Raw genomic sequence first — 18,331 nt, 5'->3', positions numbered from 1 at the left:
CCGGCCCGCCGGCAAAGATCAGCCTTCTTTGACGCGCTGGGCGATGTGCGCCAGCGCTTCCTCGACCTGATCGATGAGGATCAGGCACAGATCGCCCGGCTGCAAGCGCGCCAGCGCGTGGTCGATGGCGACGAATTCGCCACGGATTTCCTCGGTCAGCGTGGTGCGCTTGGCACCGACCAGGCCCTGACGCAGCAGGGCGATGACTTCGCCATCGGCGCGGCCACGCTGGCAGGCGTCCTGATAGAGCACGACCTCGTCGAAAGCGTCGCCGAGGATCTCGGTCTGCTGGCGGATGTCCTCATCGCGACGGTCACCGGCACCGCTGATCACCACCATGCGACGCTTGGCCGGCATGCCGTCGACGGCACGCACCAGGGCTGCGATGGCGTCCGGATTGTGGCCATAGTCGGCAATCAGGGTGGCGCCACGGTAGTCGAAGACATTGAAGCGGCCGGGCGCGTTGTCGGTGTCGTTGGAGAAGCTGGCCAGGCCCTCGGCAATCGCCTTCCAGTCGGTGCCTGCGCCCCAGGCCGCGGCGGCGGCAGCCATCACGTTCTCGACCTGGAAGCCGATGCTGCCATTGCGGGTAAGCGGAATCTGCGCCAGCGGAATGCGGATATTGCTGCGCCCTTCCACCGCCACCAGGGCGCCCTTTTCGATGAACACCACGCGCTTGCCCTGGGCACGCTGCATGACGATCACCGGATGCAGCGGATCGGCGGCGAAGAAAATGGTCTGCCCCGGACAGCTGGCGGCCATGGCCGCAACGATCGGGTCCGCCGCGTTGAGCACGGCGTAGCCATTGGTTGCGACGTTCTGCACGATGACGCGCTTGAGCACGGCGAGATCTTCAACCGTGGTGATGAAATTGAGGCCCAGATGGTCGCCCAGACCGATGTTGGTGACCACCGCCACCTTGCAGCGGTCAAAGCCCAGGCCTTCACGCAGCACGCCGCCACGTGCGGTTTCGAACACCGCCGCGTCGACGTCCGGGTGCATCAGCACATTGCGCGCACTGCGCGGGCCGCTGCAGTCGCCAGTGTCGATGCGCTTGCCCTGCACGTAGATGCCGTCGGTATTGGTCATCGCCGTGCGCAAGCCGCTGGTGCCGAGAATGTGGGCGATCAGGCGCACCGTGGTCGTCTTGCCATTGGTGCCGGTCACGGCAACAACCGGAATGCGGCCATCGTCGCCGGGTGCGTAGAGCTCGTCGATGATCGCCTCGCCCACCTTGCGGCCCTTGCCGTAGGACGGCGACAAATGCATGCGCAAACCAGGCGCGGCATTCACTTCGACGATGCCGCCGGCCTGCTCTTCGAGCGGGCGCAGCACCGATTCGCAAACCACGTCCACGCCGCAGACATCCAGACCAACCATCTGCGCCGCCGCAACAGCGCGCGCGGCCAGATCCGGATGCACATCGTCGGTCACGTCAGTGGCGGTGCCGCCGGTCGATAGATTGGCGTTGTTGCGCAGGATGACGCGCTGCCCCTTGGGCGGAATCGAATCCGGCTGCAAGCCCTGGGCGGCGAGGCGCGCCTTGGCGATGTCGTCAAAGCGGATCTTGGTCAGTGAGGTGGCATGTCCTTCGCCACGGCGCGGATCGCGATTGACCTCGTCGACCAGCTCGCGCACGGTATGCACGCCGTCGCCGACCACCAGCGGCGGCTCGCGACGCGCCGCTGCGACCAGGCGCGAGCCGACCACCAGCATGCGAAAATCGTGGCCGGGCAGGAAGCGTTCGACCAGCACTTCATCGCTGATCTCGAAGGCCGCCTTGTAGCCGGCATCGAGCTGCTCGCGCGTGGTGATGTTCACCGTCACGCCCTTGCCCTGGTTGCCGTCCTGCGGTTTGACGACGACCGGAAAACCAATCTCGTTGGCCGCCGCCCAGGCATCGTCGGCGCTGCTCACCGGGCGGCCCTTGGGCACCGGCACGCCAGCGGCTTCGAGCAGCTTCTTGGTCAGTTCCTTGTCCTGCGCGATGGATTCGGAGATCGCGCTGGTACGGTCGATCTCGGCGGCCTGGATGCGCCGCTGTTTGCTGCCCCAGCCAAACTGCACCATGCTGCCACTGGTCAGGCGACGATACGGAATGCCGCGCGCCACCGCCGCATAAACGATGGAACCGGTCGACGGCCCGAGGCGGATGTCTTCATCGAGCTCGCGCAGCTGATGCAGGGCCGCAGCCAGATCGAAGCTGCCCTGGCTCAACACCGCCTTGATCAGCGCTTGTGCCAGTTCGAACGCCAGCTTGCCGACCTGCTCTTCGCTGTACTCGACCACCACCTGGTACTGGCCGGGCTCACCGGTGGCACTCGTCCGGCTGAAAGTCACCGGGCAACCGGCCTGCGCCTGCAGACCGAGGGCGGCGAATTCAAGCACGTGGGCCAGTGAGGCTTCGTCGTTATCGCTGGTTTCGATTTCGCCGATCTGCGGAAACAGCTCGCGCAGGCGTGCGTCGAAGCCGGCCAGATCGATCAGGGCGCATTCATCGGGCGCGCAATTGACGATGGCCTCGATGGCCGTGTGGCGGCTCCACAAATTGGGGCCACGCAGTGCGCGGATGCGGGAGACTTCCATCAATTCATTCCTGTCTGTTCTTGCACTGGATGCTGACGCACTCAGCGGGCTGTGCGCTTGCGACGCACGCTTTCAATGGGTTTGGCGAGGCTGGACTCGAAACTGTCGATGCCGGTATTGATGACATCCGGACTCATGCCCAGAGCCCAAGCTGCGGCGCTGGCGGCCAAGGTGGCGGCCAGCGGCTGGGTCGGCGCGCTGCCGAGCACGCGCTCGCCCTCGGCACTGGCCAGCACGATGCGCCCTTCGCGCAGGAAGACTCCGCGCCCACCTGCCGCCAGATGCGCGGTGAACACCTCGGCGGCGCCGTTCTCGCTGTAGAACAGCACTTCGCCATCGCAATACTCGGCCATCGCGGCCACCGCCGGATCGTCGGCATTGAGCACCGCGGCGCCCTGCGCCAGCACCACATCGACCTGGGTACGCAGCACGCCGGCCAGCTGTTCGTTGTCGAGAATATCGTAGGGCAGGACCGAGTCATCGTGGCGCAAGCTGGTCACCACGCCGACATCGCAGCGGTCGTACGGCAGACCCTCGGCAAGGATGCTGGCGGCCGGGGTTTCAAACACCGCCGCCTCGACATTGCGGTTGAGCAGGACGCGCTGACCGGCTTCCCAGTTGGCGCAATCGCGACTCTCGACGCTGCGCTGATCGAGGAACAGGCCGTCACGACAGGCCAGACCCGCATGGCGGCCATCGATGTGCAAGAGCCAGGCGAGCAGGCGTGCCACCCGCGTGGTGTGTTCGCTGCCACTGACGCCCAGCAGCGGGATGCGGCCGCTTTCGCCATCGGGGAACAGATGGTCGACAATCGGCACGCCGACCTGGCGCGGCTTGCCCACGGCCGGCTGCAAGTGCATCAGCAAGCCCGGACCGGCATTCACTTCGACGATGGCGGCGCCCTGCGCTTCGAGCGGACGCGAGATGTCTTCGGCCACCAGATCGACGCCGGCAATATCGAGCCCGACGATGCGCGCCGCCAGCGACACCCGCGCCGCGACTTCCGGATGCACTTCGTCGGTGACATCGAAAGCCATGTTGCCATTGGGCTGCACCAGCACACGACGACCCACTTCGGGCACCGACTCAGGCGTCAGGCCCTGACGCTGCAATTGCAGCACGATGCCCGGAAATTCCTGCAGGGTGATCTTGCTGAGCGGGAACTCTTCGGCCTCGCCGCGTCGCGGGTCGGAATTGAGCTGGCTGTCGATCAACGCCAGCACACTGCTCTGGCCGTCACCGGTGACCCAGGCGGCCTCACCGCGCGCCGCCGCGACGACCTTGCCGCCGACCACCAGCAGGCGATGTTCGTCACCGCGGATGAAGCGCTCGACGATGACTTCGCTGCCCTCTTGTTCGGCCAGGGCGAAAGCGGCGACGACTTCTTCGCGCGTCGTCAGGTTCAGCGACACGCCACGTCCGTGGTTGGCATCGCTGGGCTTGACCACCACCGGCACGCCGATATCCTCGGCCGCTTCCCAGGCTTCGTCAGCATTGGCGACGATCTGCCCTTCCGGCACCGGCACCCCGCAGGAGGCGAGCAAGCTCTTGGTCAGATCCTTGTCGCTGGCGATGCTCTCGGCAATCGCGCAGGTCTGGTCGGTCTCGGCGGTCCACACGCGACGCTGGCGCGCGCCGTAGCCCAGCTGGACCAGATTGCCCTTGGTCAGGCGGATCGAAGGGATGCCGCGCTCGCTGGCGGCTTCGACGATGCAATTGGTGCTCGGCCCCAGGCACAGCGAATCGGCCAGCTCGGTGATCTGCGCCACATGGGCGGCGACATCGAAGGGCTTGTCCTCGATGGCGGCGAGGATCAGCTCACGCGCCGCCAGCAGCGCAGCGCGCGTCACTTCTTCCTGGCGCGAACGCACCACGACCTTGTAGACGCCGCGCCTGGAGGTGCTGCGCGCCTTGCCAAAACCGGTCTTCTGGCCGGCCATGGTCTGCAGTTCGAGCGTCACGTGTTCGAGGATATGCCCCGGCCAGGTGCCTTCTTCAACCCGGCGCAGGAAGCCGCCCCGCTCGCCATAGCTGCAGCGGTGCTCGATGAGGCCCGGCAGCCAGGCCGACAGGCGCTCGTAGAAGCCGGGCAAGGTATTGGAGGGGGAATCTTCCAGAATGCCGATATCGATCAGCACTTCGAGTGCCGGGCGATAGGTCCAGATATTGGGGCCGCGTAGCGACCTCATTGCAAGGATTTGTATGTCTCTTTGGCTCATGAATCGTTATTGCTGCAACAAGGTGGCCCGCATTCAACGCGCGAGCTAGCCAGGAGTTTACGGCGAGCTCGCTCAAAACCTGCGGATTATCCGCTGTTAGCCCCCGCCAATCCAGCGCTGGCCCACACATGAGGGGCATTTCTCATGGACAATTGCGTCTGGTCGGGCTTTTCAGGCCGGACAAAGCTGTACGCACCAACCCAAAACGACTCGATGACGACTGCACACGCCCTTCCCAACACCGCACCCAGCATCCCGACGCCGCCGCTCAAAGCGGGCGAAGAAGCCCTGCTCTGGCTGGAAACCGATCTTGACGAGCATCTGCATTTCGCCCGCCGCTACGTCGTCCTCAGCACCGAGCGCATCCTGGCCAGCCCGCAGGGCAGCGAGGACTGGCGCAGCTGGCCGCTGCAGCCTGGGCTGCAGCTGCAGGTCTCCGATCACGCCGGCGTCGGCATCCTGGAACTGCTCGACACGCAGCAGCGCTTGGATCACTGGCGTTATACGCTGGGCCAGAACCTCGCTGCGCTGCGCCTGCTCAAGGAATTCGACCGCCAGCAGACGCAGCGCACCGGCCAGCTGCTGAGCGAGCCGGAAAGCGCGGTCTGTCCGACCTGCAAGGCAACGCTGGAGCCGGATGAAGAAGAATGCCCGGTGTGCAGCGCCGAGAACCACACACCGCCCTCGACCTGGACCCTGCTGCGCCTGTGGCGCTTTGCGCGCCCCTACCAGGGACGCCTGCTCGGCGGCTTCCTGCTGATGCTGGCCAGCACGGCGGCGACCCTGGTGCCGCCGTACATGACCATGCCGCTGATGGACGAGATCCTGATTCCCTTCCAGGACGGCCGCGAGATCGATCCGCAGCGCGTGGCGCTCTACCTCAGCGGCCTGCTCGGGGCCGCCCTGCTGGCCTGGGCGCTGGGCTGGGCCAAGACCTATATCCTCGCCCTGGTCTCCGAGCGCATCAGCGCCGACCTGCGCACCACGACCTACGAGCACCTGCTCAAGCTCTCGCTCGAATATTTCGGCGGCAAGCGCACCGGCGACCTGATCGCGCGCATCGGTTCGGAATCGGACCGCATCAGCGTGTTCCTGTCGCTGCACGCGCTGGACTTCATTACCGACGTGCTGATGATCGCCATGACCTCGGTGATCCTCTTCTCGATCAATCCCTGGCTGGCCCTGGTGACCTTGCTGCCACTGCCCTTCATCGCCTGGATGATCCATGTCGTGCGCGACCGCCTGCGCACCGGTTTCGAGAAGATCGACCGCGTCTGGGGCGAAGTCACCAATGTGCTGGCCGACACCATTCCCGGCATCCGCGTGGTCAAGGCCTTTGCGCAGGAAGCGCGCGAGACGAAACGCTTCCGCGAAGCCAATCAGCATAATCTGCAGATCAATGACCGCCTCAACAAGACCTGGTCGCTGTTCTCGCCGACGGTCTCTATGCTCACCGAAGTCGGCTTGCTGGTGGTGTGGGCCTTCGGCATCTGGCAGGTCTCGCACCACGCCATCACGGTCGGTACGCTGACCGCCTTCCTCGCCTACATCGGCCGTTTCTACGGCCGCCTCGATTCGATGAGCCGCATCGTCTCGGTGACGCAAAAAGCGGCGGCCGGCGCCAAGCGCATCTTCGATATTCTCGACCACGTATCGAGCGTGCCCGAGCCCACCCAGCCCGAGCATCTGGCCCAGGTTGAAGGTGCCATCAGCGTGCGCGATGTGGGTTTCCGCTACGGCAACCGCGCCGTGCTGCGCGGCGTGAGCCTGGACATCCAGCCTGGCGAGATGATCGGCCTGGTCGGCCACAGCGGCTCGGGCAAGAGCACCCTGGTGAATCTGATCTGCCGCTTCTACGACGTCACCGAAGGCAGCATCCGCGTCGATGGCATCGACATCCGCTCGCTACCGGTCGCCGAATTCCGCAAGCATATCGGTCTGGTGCTGCAGGAGCCCTTCCTGTTCTTCGGCACGATTGCCGACAACATCGCCTACGGCAAGCCGGACGCCACACGCGCCGAGATCATCGCCGCCGCACGCGCCGCACATGCGCACGAGTTCATCCTGCGCCTGCCGCACGGTTACGACTCGCTGGTCGGCGAGCGCGGCCAGGGCTTGTCCGGCGGCGAACGCCAGCGCATCTCGATTGCGCGTGCCCTGCTGATCAACCCGCGCATCCTGATCCTAGATGAAGCGACCTCCTCGGTCGATACCGAGACCGAAAAGGAAATCCAGCGCGCACTCGACAACCTCGTGCAGGGCCGCACCACGCTGGCCATCGCGCACCGCCTGTCCACACTGCGCAAGGCCGATCGCCTGGTCGTGATGGATCGCGGCAAGATCGTCGAAATCGGCAATCACGAAGAACTGATGGCGCGCCAAGGCCATTACCATCGTCTCTATCAAGCCCAGGCGCGCAATGAAGCACAGGCCGCCGAAGCCGCAGGAGTCAGCCATGAGTGAAATCCAGACTGTCCTCGACCTGCGTCGTAACGCCTTCGGCAAGCTCTTGTTCGTCGACGCAGAGGGCACGACACATGAAGGCGTGGTGCCGGTGCGCGCCTTTCCGATTGCCGCACCTGACGAAGGCATCTCGCTGATCAGCATCGACGGTCACGAACTGGCCTGGATCGACAGCCTGCAGCAATTGCCGGCGGCGCAGCGCAGCCTGATCGAAGAGGAATTGCGCAATCGCGAATTCATGCCGGAGATCCGCAGCATCCGCAAGGTCTCGACCTTCGCCACGCCCAGCGAATGGGAGGTGGAGACAGATCGTGGCGAGACGCGCTTCATCCTGCGTGGCGAAGAAGACATCCGCCGCGTCGCCGACGGCACCTTGCTGATCGCCGACAGCCACGGCGTGCAATTTTTGATCCGCAACCGCTACGGCATGGACCGCATCAGCCGGCGCATTCTGGACCGCTTCCTGTGAGCCGCGCGCGCTGCTTCCTCGCCAGCCTCGCTCTGCTCGCCAGCAGCGCGACCCCGGCCGCGACGCCCGGCGTGCAATGCCATGTCAGCTACGGCGGCGAAACGCGCACCCTGCGCGCACAGCCGGTGGCCTCGCCCTACGCGGTGCCGACAGTGCAGATCGGCTCCTACTTCCTGTTCCGCATCGTGCTGCAAACCACGCCACGCGACACCGCAGCCGCCAAGATCTACGTCTATGCCGATCATGAAGATTCGCCGGTGATCATCCAGCACAGCACGCATGCCTGGCCGCTGAGCAATCGCCCGCAATTCGGCTTCAGCGGCTTGCAACGCGTCTATGAACCGGTTCGCGATGGCGAACTCGAATACTGGTGCGAGCGCATATGAAAAAACGGATTGCCGCCTTCGCCGCGCTGCTCCTCGCCCTGCCGCTGCTGGCCGCCCCGGCGCCTGCGCCGGCGCCCAAGGTGTCGCTGATCTTAGGCGGCGACCTGATGCTCGACGACGGCCCCGGCCGCGTGATCGCCGCCGGCGGTGACCCACTGGCCGGGCTGAGCGACTTCCTCGGCAGCGCTGATTACCGCATCGCCAATCTCGAATGCCCGGTCGCCACCACGGGTGAAGCGCTGGCCAGCAAGATCTTCACCTTCCGCGCCCAGCCGGCGGTGCTGGACATCGTCAAGAAGCGTTTCGATGCCGTCTCGCTGGCCAACAACCATGCCGGCGATTACGGCAAGCAGGCCTTCGTCGAAACGATCAGCCATCTCGACGCCAAGGGCATTGCGCATTTTGGTGGCGGCCGCAATCTGCAGGAAGCGCACGCGCCGCTGTGGATCACACGCAACGGCCTGCGCATCGCCGTGCTCGCGTACAACGAATTCAAGCCGCGCAGCTTTGAAGCCGGCCCTGACTGGCCGGGCGTGGCCTGGAGCGAGGACAGTCATGTCGTTGCCGACATCCGTGCCGCCCGCCGTGCCGGCGCTGATCTGGTGATTCCCTTCATGCACTGGGGCTGGGAACGCGAACCTGAACCGAGCGCACGCCAGCGCACACTGGCACGCATCATGATCGATGCCGGCGCAGACCTGGTCGTCGGCACGCACCCGCACATCACCCAGGGCGCCGAGTATTACAAGGGCAAGCTGATCGTCTACAGCCTGGGCAATCTGGTTTTTGACAGCTTCAAGAGCGATGAGCTGCGCACCGGCTGGCTGCTGCGTCTGGAACTGGACCGCAAGGGGCTGCAGAGCTGGACTACGCGCGCCGTGTTCATGGACGAAGATGGCGTCCCCAGCCTGAAGACCACGGGTACCACGCCCTGTGGCGCCGCGCCGCACGGCCGGATCGCACACTGCGCGCCAAACCAGCGCCCGACCACACCTGAGAAGAGGAATCAGCGATGAAGATGAAAGCCCTGCGCACACGACTGCTGCACCTGTGCCTGGCCGGCAGCGCCCTACTGGCAACGGCCGCGCAGGCCGAGATCCAGTTCCCGCGCACCGAGCTGAATCTGGGCATGTGGCGCATCGATGCCGAAGTGGCGGCCAACGAGCCCGCCCGCGAGCAAGGCCTGATGTACCGCAAGAGTCTGCCCAGCAATGCCGGCATGTTGTTCGTCTTCGACAGCACACAGCAGTACTGCATGTGGATGAAGAACACCCTGATCCCGCTATCGGTGGCCTTCCTCGATGAGCAAGGCCGCATCATCAACATCGAAGAGATGCTGCCGCAGACCGAGGACAACCACTGCGCGAGCAAGCCGGCGCGTTTTGCGCTGGAGATGAACAAGGGTTGGTTCAAGGCCAAGAACATCAAGCCGGGCAGCAAGCTTGAAGATCTGACGCGCTTCGGCGCACGCTGAAAACGCGCGCATTCACGGCGCGCTGCAGGACAGCGCGCCGCAAGCCGCCTCAGGACGGCTTGCGCGAACCGCCGAGCAGGAAGGCCAGCGGCCGTGCCGGGCCATTCGCCGGACGCGGTTTGTCAGCGCTGCCAGTCTGACTGGCGGCCGCCGCTTCAGCGCCCGTTTCGGCAGCGCTCGGCGCGTAGGGGCGCGAGAAATCGAAACCGTCCGGCGCCACCATATTGCTGGGCTTGCTGCGCGTACGCGAGAAGCTGCTGCGCTCGCCGCTGTCCGACTCGGCACTGCGGCTGCGCTCAGGGCGTGCCGGGCGCTCACGGCCGCCTTCGCTCGATTCGGGACGGCTACGGCGCGGGCGCGGCAATTCTTCCGGCGTGGTCTCGGGACCAAAGCCCGGCACCATGACCTGGGTGACCTTGAGCTTGATCATGCGCTCGATCGCCGACAGGCGCGGCTGCTCTTCCGGCGAAACTAGCGAGATCGCCTTGCCGGTCTTGCCCGCACGGCCGGTACGACCGATGCGGTGAATGTAATCCTCAGGATTGGGCGGCAGCTCGAAATTCACCACGCAGGGCAGATCATCGACGTCCAGGCCACGCGCGGCGACATCGGTCGCCACCAGCACGCGGGTTTCGCCGGCCTTGAATTTTTCGAGCGCTTCGGTGCGCTGCTGCTGCCCCTTGTCGCCGTGAATGGCGTCGACCGAGATGCCTTCCTTTTCGAGGTGGCGGGTCAGGCGGCTGCAGCCGAACTTGGTGCTGACGAAGACCAGCATCTGGTCGGTGGTATCGCCTTCAGCCAGCAGCTTGGCCAGCAGCTCGCGCTTGACGCTGGTGGAGACCGGGTGAACGATGTGGCTGATGGTCTCGCTGACCATGTTGCGGCGTGCCACTTCGATCAGCTGCGGCGCTTGCAGCATGCTGTCGGCGAGCTTCTTGATCTCGTCCGAGAAGGTCGCCGAGAACAGCAGGCTCTGCCGTTTTTGCGGCAGCAGGCTGATGATGCGGCGGATGTCCGGGATGAAGCCCATGTCGAGCATGCGGTCCGCTTCATCGAGGACCAGGAATTCGACCTGGCCCAGCTGGATGCTGCGCTGTTCGACGTGGTCGAGCAGGCGGCCCGGCGTGGCGACGACGATCTCGATGCCGGTGCGCATCTCGGCGATCTGCGCCTTCATGTCCACGCCACCGTAGATGCAGGTGCTGCGCAGCGGCACGTACTTGCTGTAGGTGCGCACCGACTCGAAGACCTGCATCGCCAGCTCGCGCGTCGGCGTGAGGATCAGCGCGCGCACCGGGTGGCGCGCTGGCGAAGTGCTGGTGCTGGCATGGCGCGACAGGCGATGCAGCAACGGCAGGGTGAAACTGGCGGTCTTGCCGGTGCCGGTCTGCGCACCGCCCATCACGTCCCCACCCGCCAGCACGACGGGAATGGCCTGGCGCTGGATCGGCGTCGGTTCGGTGTAACCGGCCTCTTCCACAGCACGCAGCAGTTCGGGACTCAATCCAAGTTCAGCAAAGCTCATTGGCAATCCGGTTTCAATCCGGCGAATATCGTGTACGACGCACGAGTATACCCGCAGCTGGCTGTAAACCCTGCATGCGCTCCGCGCAATGGGCAGCGTGGGCTCAAATCAGGGTCAAATAAGCGGTGATTTCCTCACGGTCGTGGTACAGATGCTTCATCCGCAAGGTGTAGCGCAGGCCTTGCTCGCGCAGGCGCTTGTCGATCAGCTCGCGGCAGTGGGCGATCTCCTTGAAGCGCTTTTTCATCGGTAGCTTGAGGTTGAAGATCGTGCGCCGGCAATTGCCCTTGACCAGCCAGTCAGCCATCAGCACCGCCACCCGCGCCGGCTGCTCGACCATGTCGCAAACCATCCAGTCGACCGGCTTGGGCGGGCGCCAGGTAAAGCCGTCGGCACGCCGGTGTTCGACCATCCCGGTGGCCAGCACCTCGGCGGACAGCGGGCCATTATCGACCGCCGTGACATGCACGCCGCGCTGCGCGAATTGCAGGGTCCAGCCGCCCGGCGCGGCGCCCAGATCGACGGCGCGCAAGCCGGCACGCAGGCTTTTGTCGCGTTCCTTTTCGCTCATCAGGGCATAAAAGGCTTCGGCCAGCTTGAGCGTGGAACGGCTCGGCGCGCCACGCGGCATGCGCAGACGCGGCACGCCCATCGGCCAGGGCGAGGCGTCGCCGGGCGCCGAGAGGCCGATCTCGCAGGCGGCCGAGGTATCGAAAAAAAGATGCAAAGTCGGCGCGGTTTCTGAGGGCGTAAGCACGCCAACACGGCTCAGCGCTTTCTCCAGATGCGGGGTGAAGCGGCGCAGGAAGCCCGAGACTTCCTTGGCGGCGTTGGTGTCGGCGAATTCGCAGATCACGCGTCCGCAGCGCAGGCCACGCACGGCCAGATCCTGGGCGATGACGCCGGCACGGTCTTGCGTAGGCAGATCCGCAATGCTGCCAATCCAGGCATGCCGCTCGCGGGCGAAAATCCAGTCGGCAAACGGAGTGATGGCAAGCAGGCTTTGCCAGGGCACCGCATCATGCAGCGCAAAGCGCACGATGGCGGTATCCGGCTGGCTGTGCACGACACCGAGGAAACCATGCTCTTCGCAGCGCGCCAGCACTTCGGCAGCGACCTCGCTCTCGAAGCCGGCGCGGCAGTGAAGGATCAATCCTGTAGCTTGAATCTGCATGGCAGCATGGGTAGGCAGCAAAGGCGGCGAGTATACACAGCAGGGCCCACAACCCGCCGGTTGTGGCTAGTGCTTGGCGCTGTCCTTGCCTGCATCCTTGCCACTTTCAGCTTCCTTGGCGGCCTCGGCGCGCCGCCGCCGTTCGGTGCGCGAGAGCGTTTTGTCCTCCGCCGCGTCGGACTGCGCATCGCCCGCATCACTATCGCCGCCCTTGTTCTTGGGCATGCCGGGCAGGGGCAGCTCGGGTTTGACGGTGTCGATCTTGTTCTCGGTCATGTAGTCGTTCATCTCCTTCCAGCCGTTGAAGATGGCCGACTTGGACGCCTTGAGATTGAGCGTGAAGCAGTCCTCCAGCGCGCGCCCCGACTGACGGCAGGCGCTGCCGATGGCCCGCCCCTCGGCTTCGCGGTCCGCTGCATCTTTGGCCGGGTCTGGAATGCCGAGCCGCTCGCAGGCGGCAAGCGGCAACAACACAAGGATTGCGAGCAGACGTGGTGACATGGAATGACCTTGCAAAAACCGGTAAGTGACCAGATAGCTTTACGTCACCCGCCGCCGATCTCTTGAGCCGCTTGTCGTGGCGCCCCCCGAACGGCGCGCGGACGGCCTCTATAATCGGCCGCTCATTTATTGCCGGACCCGACTCATGAAACATACCCGCGCGCTGATCCTTTGCCTGAGCCTGATCGGCTTGTGTCCGGGCCTCCACGCCGCCGAGCGCGCACCGCTCGAAATCGAGCTGGTGCACGAGCTGGGCGCTGACAAGGGCGCGCAGCTGGCCCGCCTGGTCGAGCGCTTCAATGCTGGCAACAAGGCCGCGCACATCAACATCAGCGAACGCCGCTGGGACGCGCCCGGCCCGCAGGCCGCGCTGATGATTCTCGAGGACAGCTCGGAAGCGCAGCTGCTGAGCAAGCCCAAGCGCATCAAGCCGCTCTACGAAGTCATGGCGCAGGCGCGCGAACCGCTGCAAACCCTCGCCCCGCCGCGCATGATGACGCCGCTGGTACTTGATGAGCGCAATCGTCTGCGGGCCCTGCCCATCGGCCTGGGCAGCCCGGTGATGTACACCAACCGCGCCGCCCTGCAACAAGCCGGCATTGACCCGGCCAGCCTGCCGGCCACCTGGCAGGACTGGCAGGAGGTCTTCGGCAAGCTGCGCCAGGCCGGCATCGCCTGCCCCTACACGACGGCCGAGCCGGTCAGCGTGTTCATCGAGAACAGCAGCGCCTGGAACAACCAGGCCTATGCCAGCACAGGCAAGAACGCCCAGGTGGTGGCCAATGGCCTGATGCAGGTGAAACACATCGCGCTGATGAACAGCTGGGTGCGCGGCCAGTACCTGCACCTCTTCGGCTACGGACGCGAAGCCGAGCAGGTCTTCATGGATGGCAAATGCGCCAGCCTGACCGCCAGCTCGGCCCTGCTGCCCAGCCTGCGCCGCGCCGGGCTGGACGTGGTGGTCAGCCCCCTGCCCTACCATGACGGTGCCTACGGCGCGCCGCTCAACACTCTCGCCGATGGCCCGTCGATGTGGATCGCCGCCGGCCGCAGCAGCGCCGAATACGCCCAGATCGCGCGTTTCGTCAGCTTCTGGCTGAGCGCCGAGAGCCAGGTCGAATGGCAGGTCAATGCCGGCTACCTGCCGCTCAACCAGGCCGGCCTGCTGGCCGCCACGCGTTCGCGGCTGCTGCGCGAAGATCTGCAGGCGATTCGCATCGCCATCGACGAGCTGACCCACAAATCGGCGACCAATGGCTACGCCAGCGCGCTGGCGCACAAGCCGGGCGTGCGTGAAGTATTTGCCGAGGAACTGGACGCCGTTTGGACCGACCGCAAGCCGCCCAAGCAAGCACTGGATGACGCCGTCTCGCGCATCCGCCGTCTGCCCTGAGACGGCCAGGCGCCGCCGGCAGGATCGCCGGCCGGCGGCGCCCACCGCTGAGACGAACGCCTCAAACGGCGGAATGCCGTCAGCCGCGTACGGGGCAAAGTTTGCAAATGCGAACAATTCGCAATAGTATGGCTCTATCCATAATAACTTTGCGAGCCTTCGTCATGCGCAAACTTCTCTCCTCCGCAGCCCTGCTCTGCGCCCTTGCAGCACCGCTGGCCCAAGCCGATCAGGATGTCACCCTGATCATCGAAAACCACGTTTTCTCGCCCAGCGAACTGCGCGTGGCGGCCAACCAGAAGATCCGCATCGTCATCGACAACCGCGACGCCAGCCCGGAAGAGTTCGAGAGCAAGAAACTGCGCGCCGAAAAGGTCATCCCGGGCAAGAGCAAAGGTCTCGTCGTGGTTGGCCCGCTCAAGCCGGGCAGCTACCCGTTCTTTGGGGAATTCAACGAGAAAACGGCACAAGGCGTGCTGATCGCCGAGTAAAACATCATGCTCAGCTCTGCCATCATCCTGTTCCGTGAAGTCCTCGAAGCCGCGCTGATCATCGGCATCCTGGCCGCAGCCACGCGCGGCGTGCGTCACCGTGGCCTGTGGATCGGCGCCGGCATCTGGCTCGGCATCGCCGGCGCCTGCCTGGTCGCCGGTTTTGCCGACGTGCTCAACCAGTTCGCCCAGGGCATGGGGCAAGAGATCTTCAACGCCGCCGTGCTGGGCCTGGCCGTGCTGATGCTGGCCAGCCACAACATCTGGATGGCGCGCCACGGCCGCGAGCTGGCAGCGCACGCCACCAGCATCGGCAATGCCGTCAGCAGTGGCACGCAATCGGCCACCATCCTGGTCAGCGTGGTCGGCCTGGCGGTGCTGCGCGAGGGCTCGGAAGTCGTGCTGTTCCTCTACGGCATCTTCACCCAGGGCGGCACCACGGCCAACAGCATGCTGGCCGGCAGCCTGATCGGGCTGGTCGCCGGCATCGCCGTCGGCACCCTGCTCTACCGTGGCCTGCTGCACATTCCGCTGCGCTGGTTCTTCCAGGCGACGGCCCTGCTGATCCTCCTGCTCGCCGCCGGCATGGCCGGGCAAGCCGCGCGCTTCCTGATCCAGGCCGACGTGCTGCCGGCGCTGATCGACCCGCTGTGGGACAGCTCGGCGCTGCTGCCGGAAGACTCCGTGATCGGCACCGTGCTGCACGCCATGGCCGGTTACGATGCTGCCCCCACCGCCACCCAGGCGCTGTGCTACGGCCTCACCGCCCTGGTGATCTGGCTGGGCATGCGCTACGCCTCACCGCAGCGAGTCGCTCGCTGAACGTCCCTGCCCTGCGCAAGCCGGAGCTTGCGCAGGGCACTTGCCGCAGGCAGATGTTAAAATGCGCCGATCTGACACTTTGTCGCGCATCGTCTCGCTGCGCGCACTCACTTCCAGGCCACCATGACTGCCGCTGAAATCCGCTCCGCGTTTCTCAAGTATTTCGAATCCAAGGGTCACCAGATCGTCGCGTCCAGCCCCGTCGTGCCGGGCGACGACCCCACCCTGCTGTTCACCAATGCCGGGATGAACCAGTTCAAGGATGTCTTCCTCGGCTTCGACAAGCGCCCCTACTCGCGCGCCACGACGGCCCAGAAGTGCATCCGCGCCGGCGGCAAGCACAACGACCTCGACAATGTCGGCTACACCGCGCGTCACCACACCTTCTTCGAGATGCTGGGCAATTTCAGCTTTGGCGACTACTTCAAGGAAGACGCGCTCAAGTACGCCTGGGAACTGCTGACCGAAGTCTTCAAGCTGCCCAAGGATCGCCTGTGGGTCACTGTCTACGCCGATGACGACGAAGCCTACGACATCTGGACCAAGCAGATCGGCGTGCCGGCCGAGCGCTGCGTGCGCATTGGCGACAACAAGGGCGCGCGCTACGCCTCCGACAATTTCTGGATGATGGGCGACACCGGTCCCTGCGGCCCCTGTTCGGAAATCTTCTACGACCACGGCGCAGACGTTGCCGGCGGCCCGCCCGGATCGCCCGATCAGGATGGCGACCGCTACATCGAGATCTGGAACAACGTGTTCATGCAGTTCAACCGCCGTGTCGACGAGAGCGGCGAATACGTCATGGACCTCCTGCCGCGCCCCAGCGTCGATACCGGCATGGGCCTGGAACGCATCACCGCCGTGCTGCAACACGTGCACTCGAACTACGAGATCGACCTGTTCCAGAACCTGCTCGCCGCCGCCAAGCGCGAGGTTGAAGCGGCTGGCAACGTCAGCGGTGCCGTCGATGCCGAGTCGCCCTCGCTCAAGGTGATTGCCGACCACATCCGCGCCTGCAGCTTCACCGTGGTCGATGGCGTGATCCCCAGCAACGAAGGTCGCGGCTATGTGCTGCGTCGCATTGCGCGCCGCGCCATCCGCCACGGCTACAAGCTCGGTGCGCGCACGCCCTTCTTCCACAAGCTGGTCGATGCACTGGCTGCCGAGATGGGCAGCGCCTACCCGGAAATCAAGCAACACCAGGCACGCGTCACCGAAGTGCTCAAGCTCGAAGAAGAACGCTTCTTCCAGACCATTGCCAATGGCATGGACATTCTGGAATCGGCACTCGCTGCGCTCAATGGCGGCACCGTGCTCGACGGCAACATCGCCTTCAAGCTGCACGATACCTACGGATTCCCGCTCGACCTCACTGCTGACGTGCTGCGCGAGCGCGGCCTCACCGTCGACGAAGCGGGCTTCAACACGGCGATGAATCACCAGCGCGAGCAGGCGCGCGCCGCCGGCAAGTTCAAGATCGCACAAGGTCTCGAATACCAGGGCACACCGACCAGCTTCCAGGGCTATGACAAGTTGCTGGTCGAAGGCGCCAAGGTCACCGGCCTGTACATCGACGGCAGCCGTGTCGATGTCGTCCGCGCCGGTGACGACGCCGTGATCGTGCTCGACAACACGCCCTTCTACGCCGAATCCGGCGGCCAGGTTGGCGACGCCGGCGCGATGCAGAACGCCACCGCACGCTTCCTCGTCGAGGACACGCAGAAGATCCAGGCCGATGTGTTCGGCCACCACGGCCGCGTCGTCGAAGGCGAGATCAAGCTGGGCGACAGCCTCAATGCCCGCGTCGACGGCAACCGCCGCAGCGCCACCCAGCGCCACCACTCGGTCACCCACCTGATGCACAAGGCCTTGCGCGAAGTGCTCGGTGCCCACGTGCAGCAAAAGGGCTCGCTGGTCGATCCGGACAAGACACGCTTCGACTTCGCCCACAACGCTCCGCTGAGCGACGAGGAAATCCGCAAGGTCGAGCAGCTGGTCAATCGTGAAATCCTCGCCAATGCCGCCACCCAGGCGCGCGTGATGAACATCGAAGACGCACAGAAGACCGGCGCCATGATGCTGTTCGGCGAGAAGTACGGCGATTCGGTACGCGTGCTCGACATCGGTTCCAGCCGCGAGCTGTGCGGCGGCACCCATGTGGCGCGCACCGGCGACATCGGCTTCTTCAAGATCATCGGCGAGAGCGGCGTGGCCGCAGGCGTGCGCCGTGTCGAGGCGATTGCCGGTGAAGTGGCGCTCAACCACATCCTCGCACGCGACACCCAGCTCAGCGAAGTGAGCAGCGCGCTCAAGGTGCCGGGCAACGAGGTCGGCGGCAAGCTGGCCCAGGTGCTCGACGGCGTGCGTGCGCTGGAGAAGGAAATCGCTGCGCTCAAGTCCAAGCTCGCCAGCAACCAGGGCGACGCCCTGCTCTCGCAAGCGGCCGATGTCGCCGGCGTCAAGGTGCTCGCCGCCACGCTCGACGGAGCCGATGCGGCCGCGCTGCGCGAAGCGGTCGACCGCCTGCGCGACAAGCTCGGCAGTGCCGCCGTGGTGCTGGCCACGGTCAGCGATGGCAAGGTCGCGCTGATTGCTGGCGTCACACCGGATCTCACCGCCAGGATTAAGGCCGGCGAGCTGGTGAACTTCGTCGCCCAGCAAGTGGGCGGCAAGGGCGGCGGCCGCGCCGACATGGCGCAAGCCGGCGGCAGCAATCCGCAAGCCCTGCCGGCAGCGCTCGCCAGCGTGCGCGAGTGGCTGGCTGGCAAGCTCTAAGAAGCCCCTGCAGCGGGGCGCGCCTGGCGCGCCCCGCCCAATCTGTCCGCCTG

14 protein-coding genes are annotated in these 18,331 nt (G+C 65.3%); 9 read left to right on the top strand and 5 right to left on the bottom strand.

The window, feature by feature from the left end; all coding sequences use genetic code 11:
* Positions 1-18: 18 nt before the first annotated feature.
* Both cphA and ABDB84_RS19110 read right to left on the bottom strand, forming a co-directional pair.
* Positions 19-2,586: a cyanophycin synthetase gene (cphA, locus tag ABDB84_RS19115; protein ID WP_345921382.1), complete on the bottom strand. Its 2,568-nt coding sequence runs from the start codon at positions 2,584-2,586 to the stop codon at positions 19-21.
* A gap of 41 nt (positions 2,587-2,627) precedes the next feature.
* Complete coding sequence (locus ABDB84_RS19110; protein WP_345921381.1) at positions 2,628-4,805, bottom strand: cyanophycin synthetase; 2,178 nt, start codon at positions 4,803-4,805, stop codon at positions 2,628-2,630.
* 213 nt (positions 4,806-5,018) lie between these two features.
* On the opposite strand from ABDB84_RS19110, the gene ABDB84_RS19105 reads away from it, so the two are divergent.
* From ABDB84_RS19105 to ABDB84_RS19085, 5 genes are read left to right on the top strand one after another with little or no spacing between them, the layout of a single operon-like run.
* On the top strand, positions 5,019-7,268 hold the full coding sequence (locus ABDB84_RS19105; protein WP_345921380.1) for a cyanophycin metabolism-associated ABC transporter: 2,250 nt from the start codon (positions 5,019-5,021) through the stop codon (positions 7,266-7,268).
* Positions 7,261-7,737 (top strand): cyanophycin metabolism-associated DUF1854 family protein, encoded by a 477-nt coding sequence (locus tag ABDB84_RS19100; protein ID WP_345921379.1) that lies wholly within the window; start codon positions 7,261-7,263, stop codon positions 7,735-7,737. The genes ABDB84_RS19105 and ABDB84_RS19100 overlap by 8 nt, the downstream gene beginning before the upstream one ends.
* Entirely contained in the window at positions 7,734-8,123 is a 390-nt protein-coding gene (locus tag ABDB84_RS19095) for a hypothetical protein (protein ID WP_345921378.1), read from the top strand. The genes ABDB84_RS19100 and ABDB84_RS19095 overlap by 4 nt, the downstream gene beginning before the upstream one ends.
* Entirely contained in the window at positions 8,120-9,139 is a 1,020-nt protein-coding gene (locus ABDB84_RS19090; protein WP_345921377.1) for a CapA family protein, read from the top strand. The genes ABDB84_RS19095 and ABDB84_RS19090 overlap by 4 nt, the downstream gene beginning before the upstream one ends.
* A complete protein-coding gene (locus tag ABDB84_RS19085; RefSeq protein ID WP_345921376.1) occupies positions 9,136-9,597 on the top strand; it encodes a DUF192 domain-containing protein in 462 nt (153 codons plus the stop codon). Before ABDB84_RS19090 ends, ABDB84_RS19085 begins: the two co-directional genes overlap by 4 nt.
* Positions 9,598-9,646: 49 nt before the next feature.
* Here the strand turns inward: ABDB84_RS19085 and ABDB84_RS19080 are convergent, their stop codons facing one another.
* The 3 genes from ABDB84_RS19080 to ABDB84_RS19070 all read right to left on the bottom strand — a co-directional run bounded on the left by ABDB84_RS19080 (position 9,647) and on the right by ABDB84_RS19070 (position 12,797).
* On the bottom strand, positions 9,647-11,122 hold the full coding sequence (locus tag ABDB84_RS19080; RefSeq protein WP_345921375.1) for a DEAD/DEAH box helicase: 1,476 nt from the start codon (positions 11,120-11,122) through the stop codon (positions 9,647-9,649).
* Between the two features lie 103 nt (positions 11,123-11,225).
* Complete coding sequence (gene rlmM / locus ABDB84_RS19075) at positions 11,226-12,296, bottom strand: 23S rRNA (cytidine(2498)-2'-O)-methyltransferase RlmM (protein ID WP_345921374.1); 1,071 nt, start codon at positions 12,294-12,296, stop codon at positions 11,226-11,228.
* Positions 12,297-12,362: 66 nt separating this feature from the next.
* Positions 12,363-12,797, bottom strand: coding sequence for a hypothetical protein (locus ABDB84_RS19070; protein WP_345921373.1), 435 nt, complete (start codon positions 12,795-12,797; stop codon positions 12,363-12,365).
* A gap of 145 nt (positions 12,798-12,942) precedes the next feature.
* Between ABDB84_RS19070 and ABDB84_RS19065 the strand changes: the two genes are divergently transcribed.
* The 4 genes from ABDB84_RS19065 to alaS all read left to right on the top strand — a co-directional run bounded on the left by ABDB84_RS19065 (position 12,943) and on the right by alaS (position 18,278).
* A complete protein-coding gene (locus tag ABDB84_RS19065; protein WP_345921372.1) occupies positions 12,943-14,190 on the top strand; it encodes an extracellular solute-binding protein in 1,248 nt (415 codons plus the stop codon).
* 164 nt (positions 14,191-14,354) lie between these two features.
* Positions 14,355-14,681 carry a cupredoxin domain-containing protein gene (locus ABDB84_RS19060; protein WP_345921371.1) on the top strand — a complete coding sequence of 109 codons (327 nt, stop codon included), beginning with the start codon at positions 14,355-14,357 and terminating at the stop codon, positions 14,679-14,681.
* Between the two features lie 6 nt (positions 14,682-14,687).
* Positions 14,688-15,503 (top strand): FTR1 family iron permease, encoded by an 816-nt coding sequence (locus ABDB84_RS19055; RefSeq protein ID WP_345921370.1) that lies wholly within the window; start codon positions 14,688-14,690, stop codon positions 15,501-15,503.
* Between the two features lie 123 nt (positions 15,504-15,626).
* Positions 15,627-18,278: an alanine--tRNA ligase gene (gene alaS, locus ABDB84_RS19050; protein ID WP_345921369.1), complete on the top strand. Its 2,652-nt coding sequence runs from the start codon at positions 15,627-15,629 to the stop codon at positions 18,276-18,278.
* Positions 18,279-18,331 lie beyond the last annotated feature (53 nt).

This window comes from Uliginosibacterium sediminicola, from assembly GCF_039631295.1.
Taxonomy (GTDB): domain Bacteria; phylum Pseudomonadota; class Gammaproteobacteria; order Burkholderiales; family Rhodocyclaceae; genus Viridibacterium; species Viridibacterium sediminicola.
Note: the sequence above shows the minus strand (reverse complement) of the source record. Positions and strands in the feature narration are given on the sequence as shown.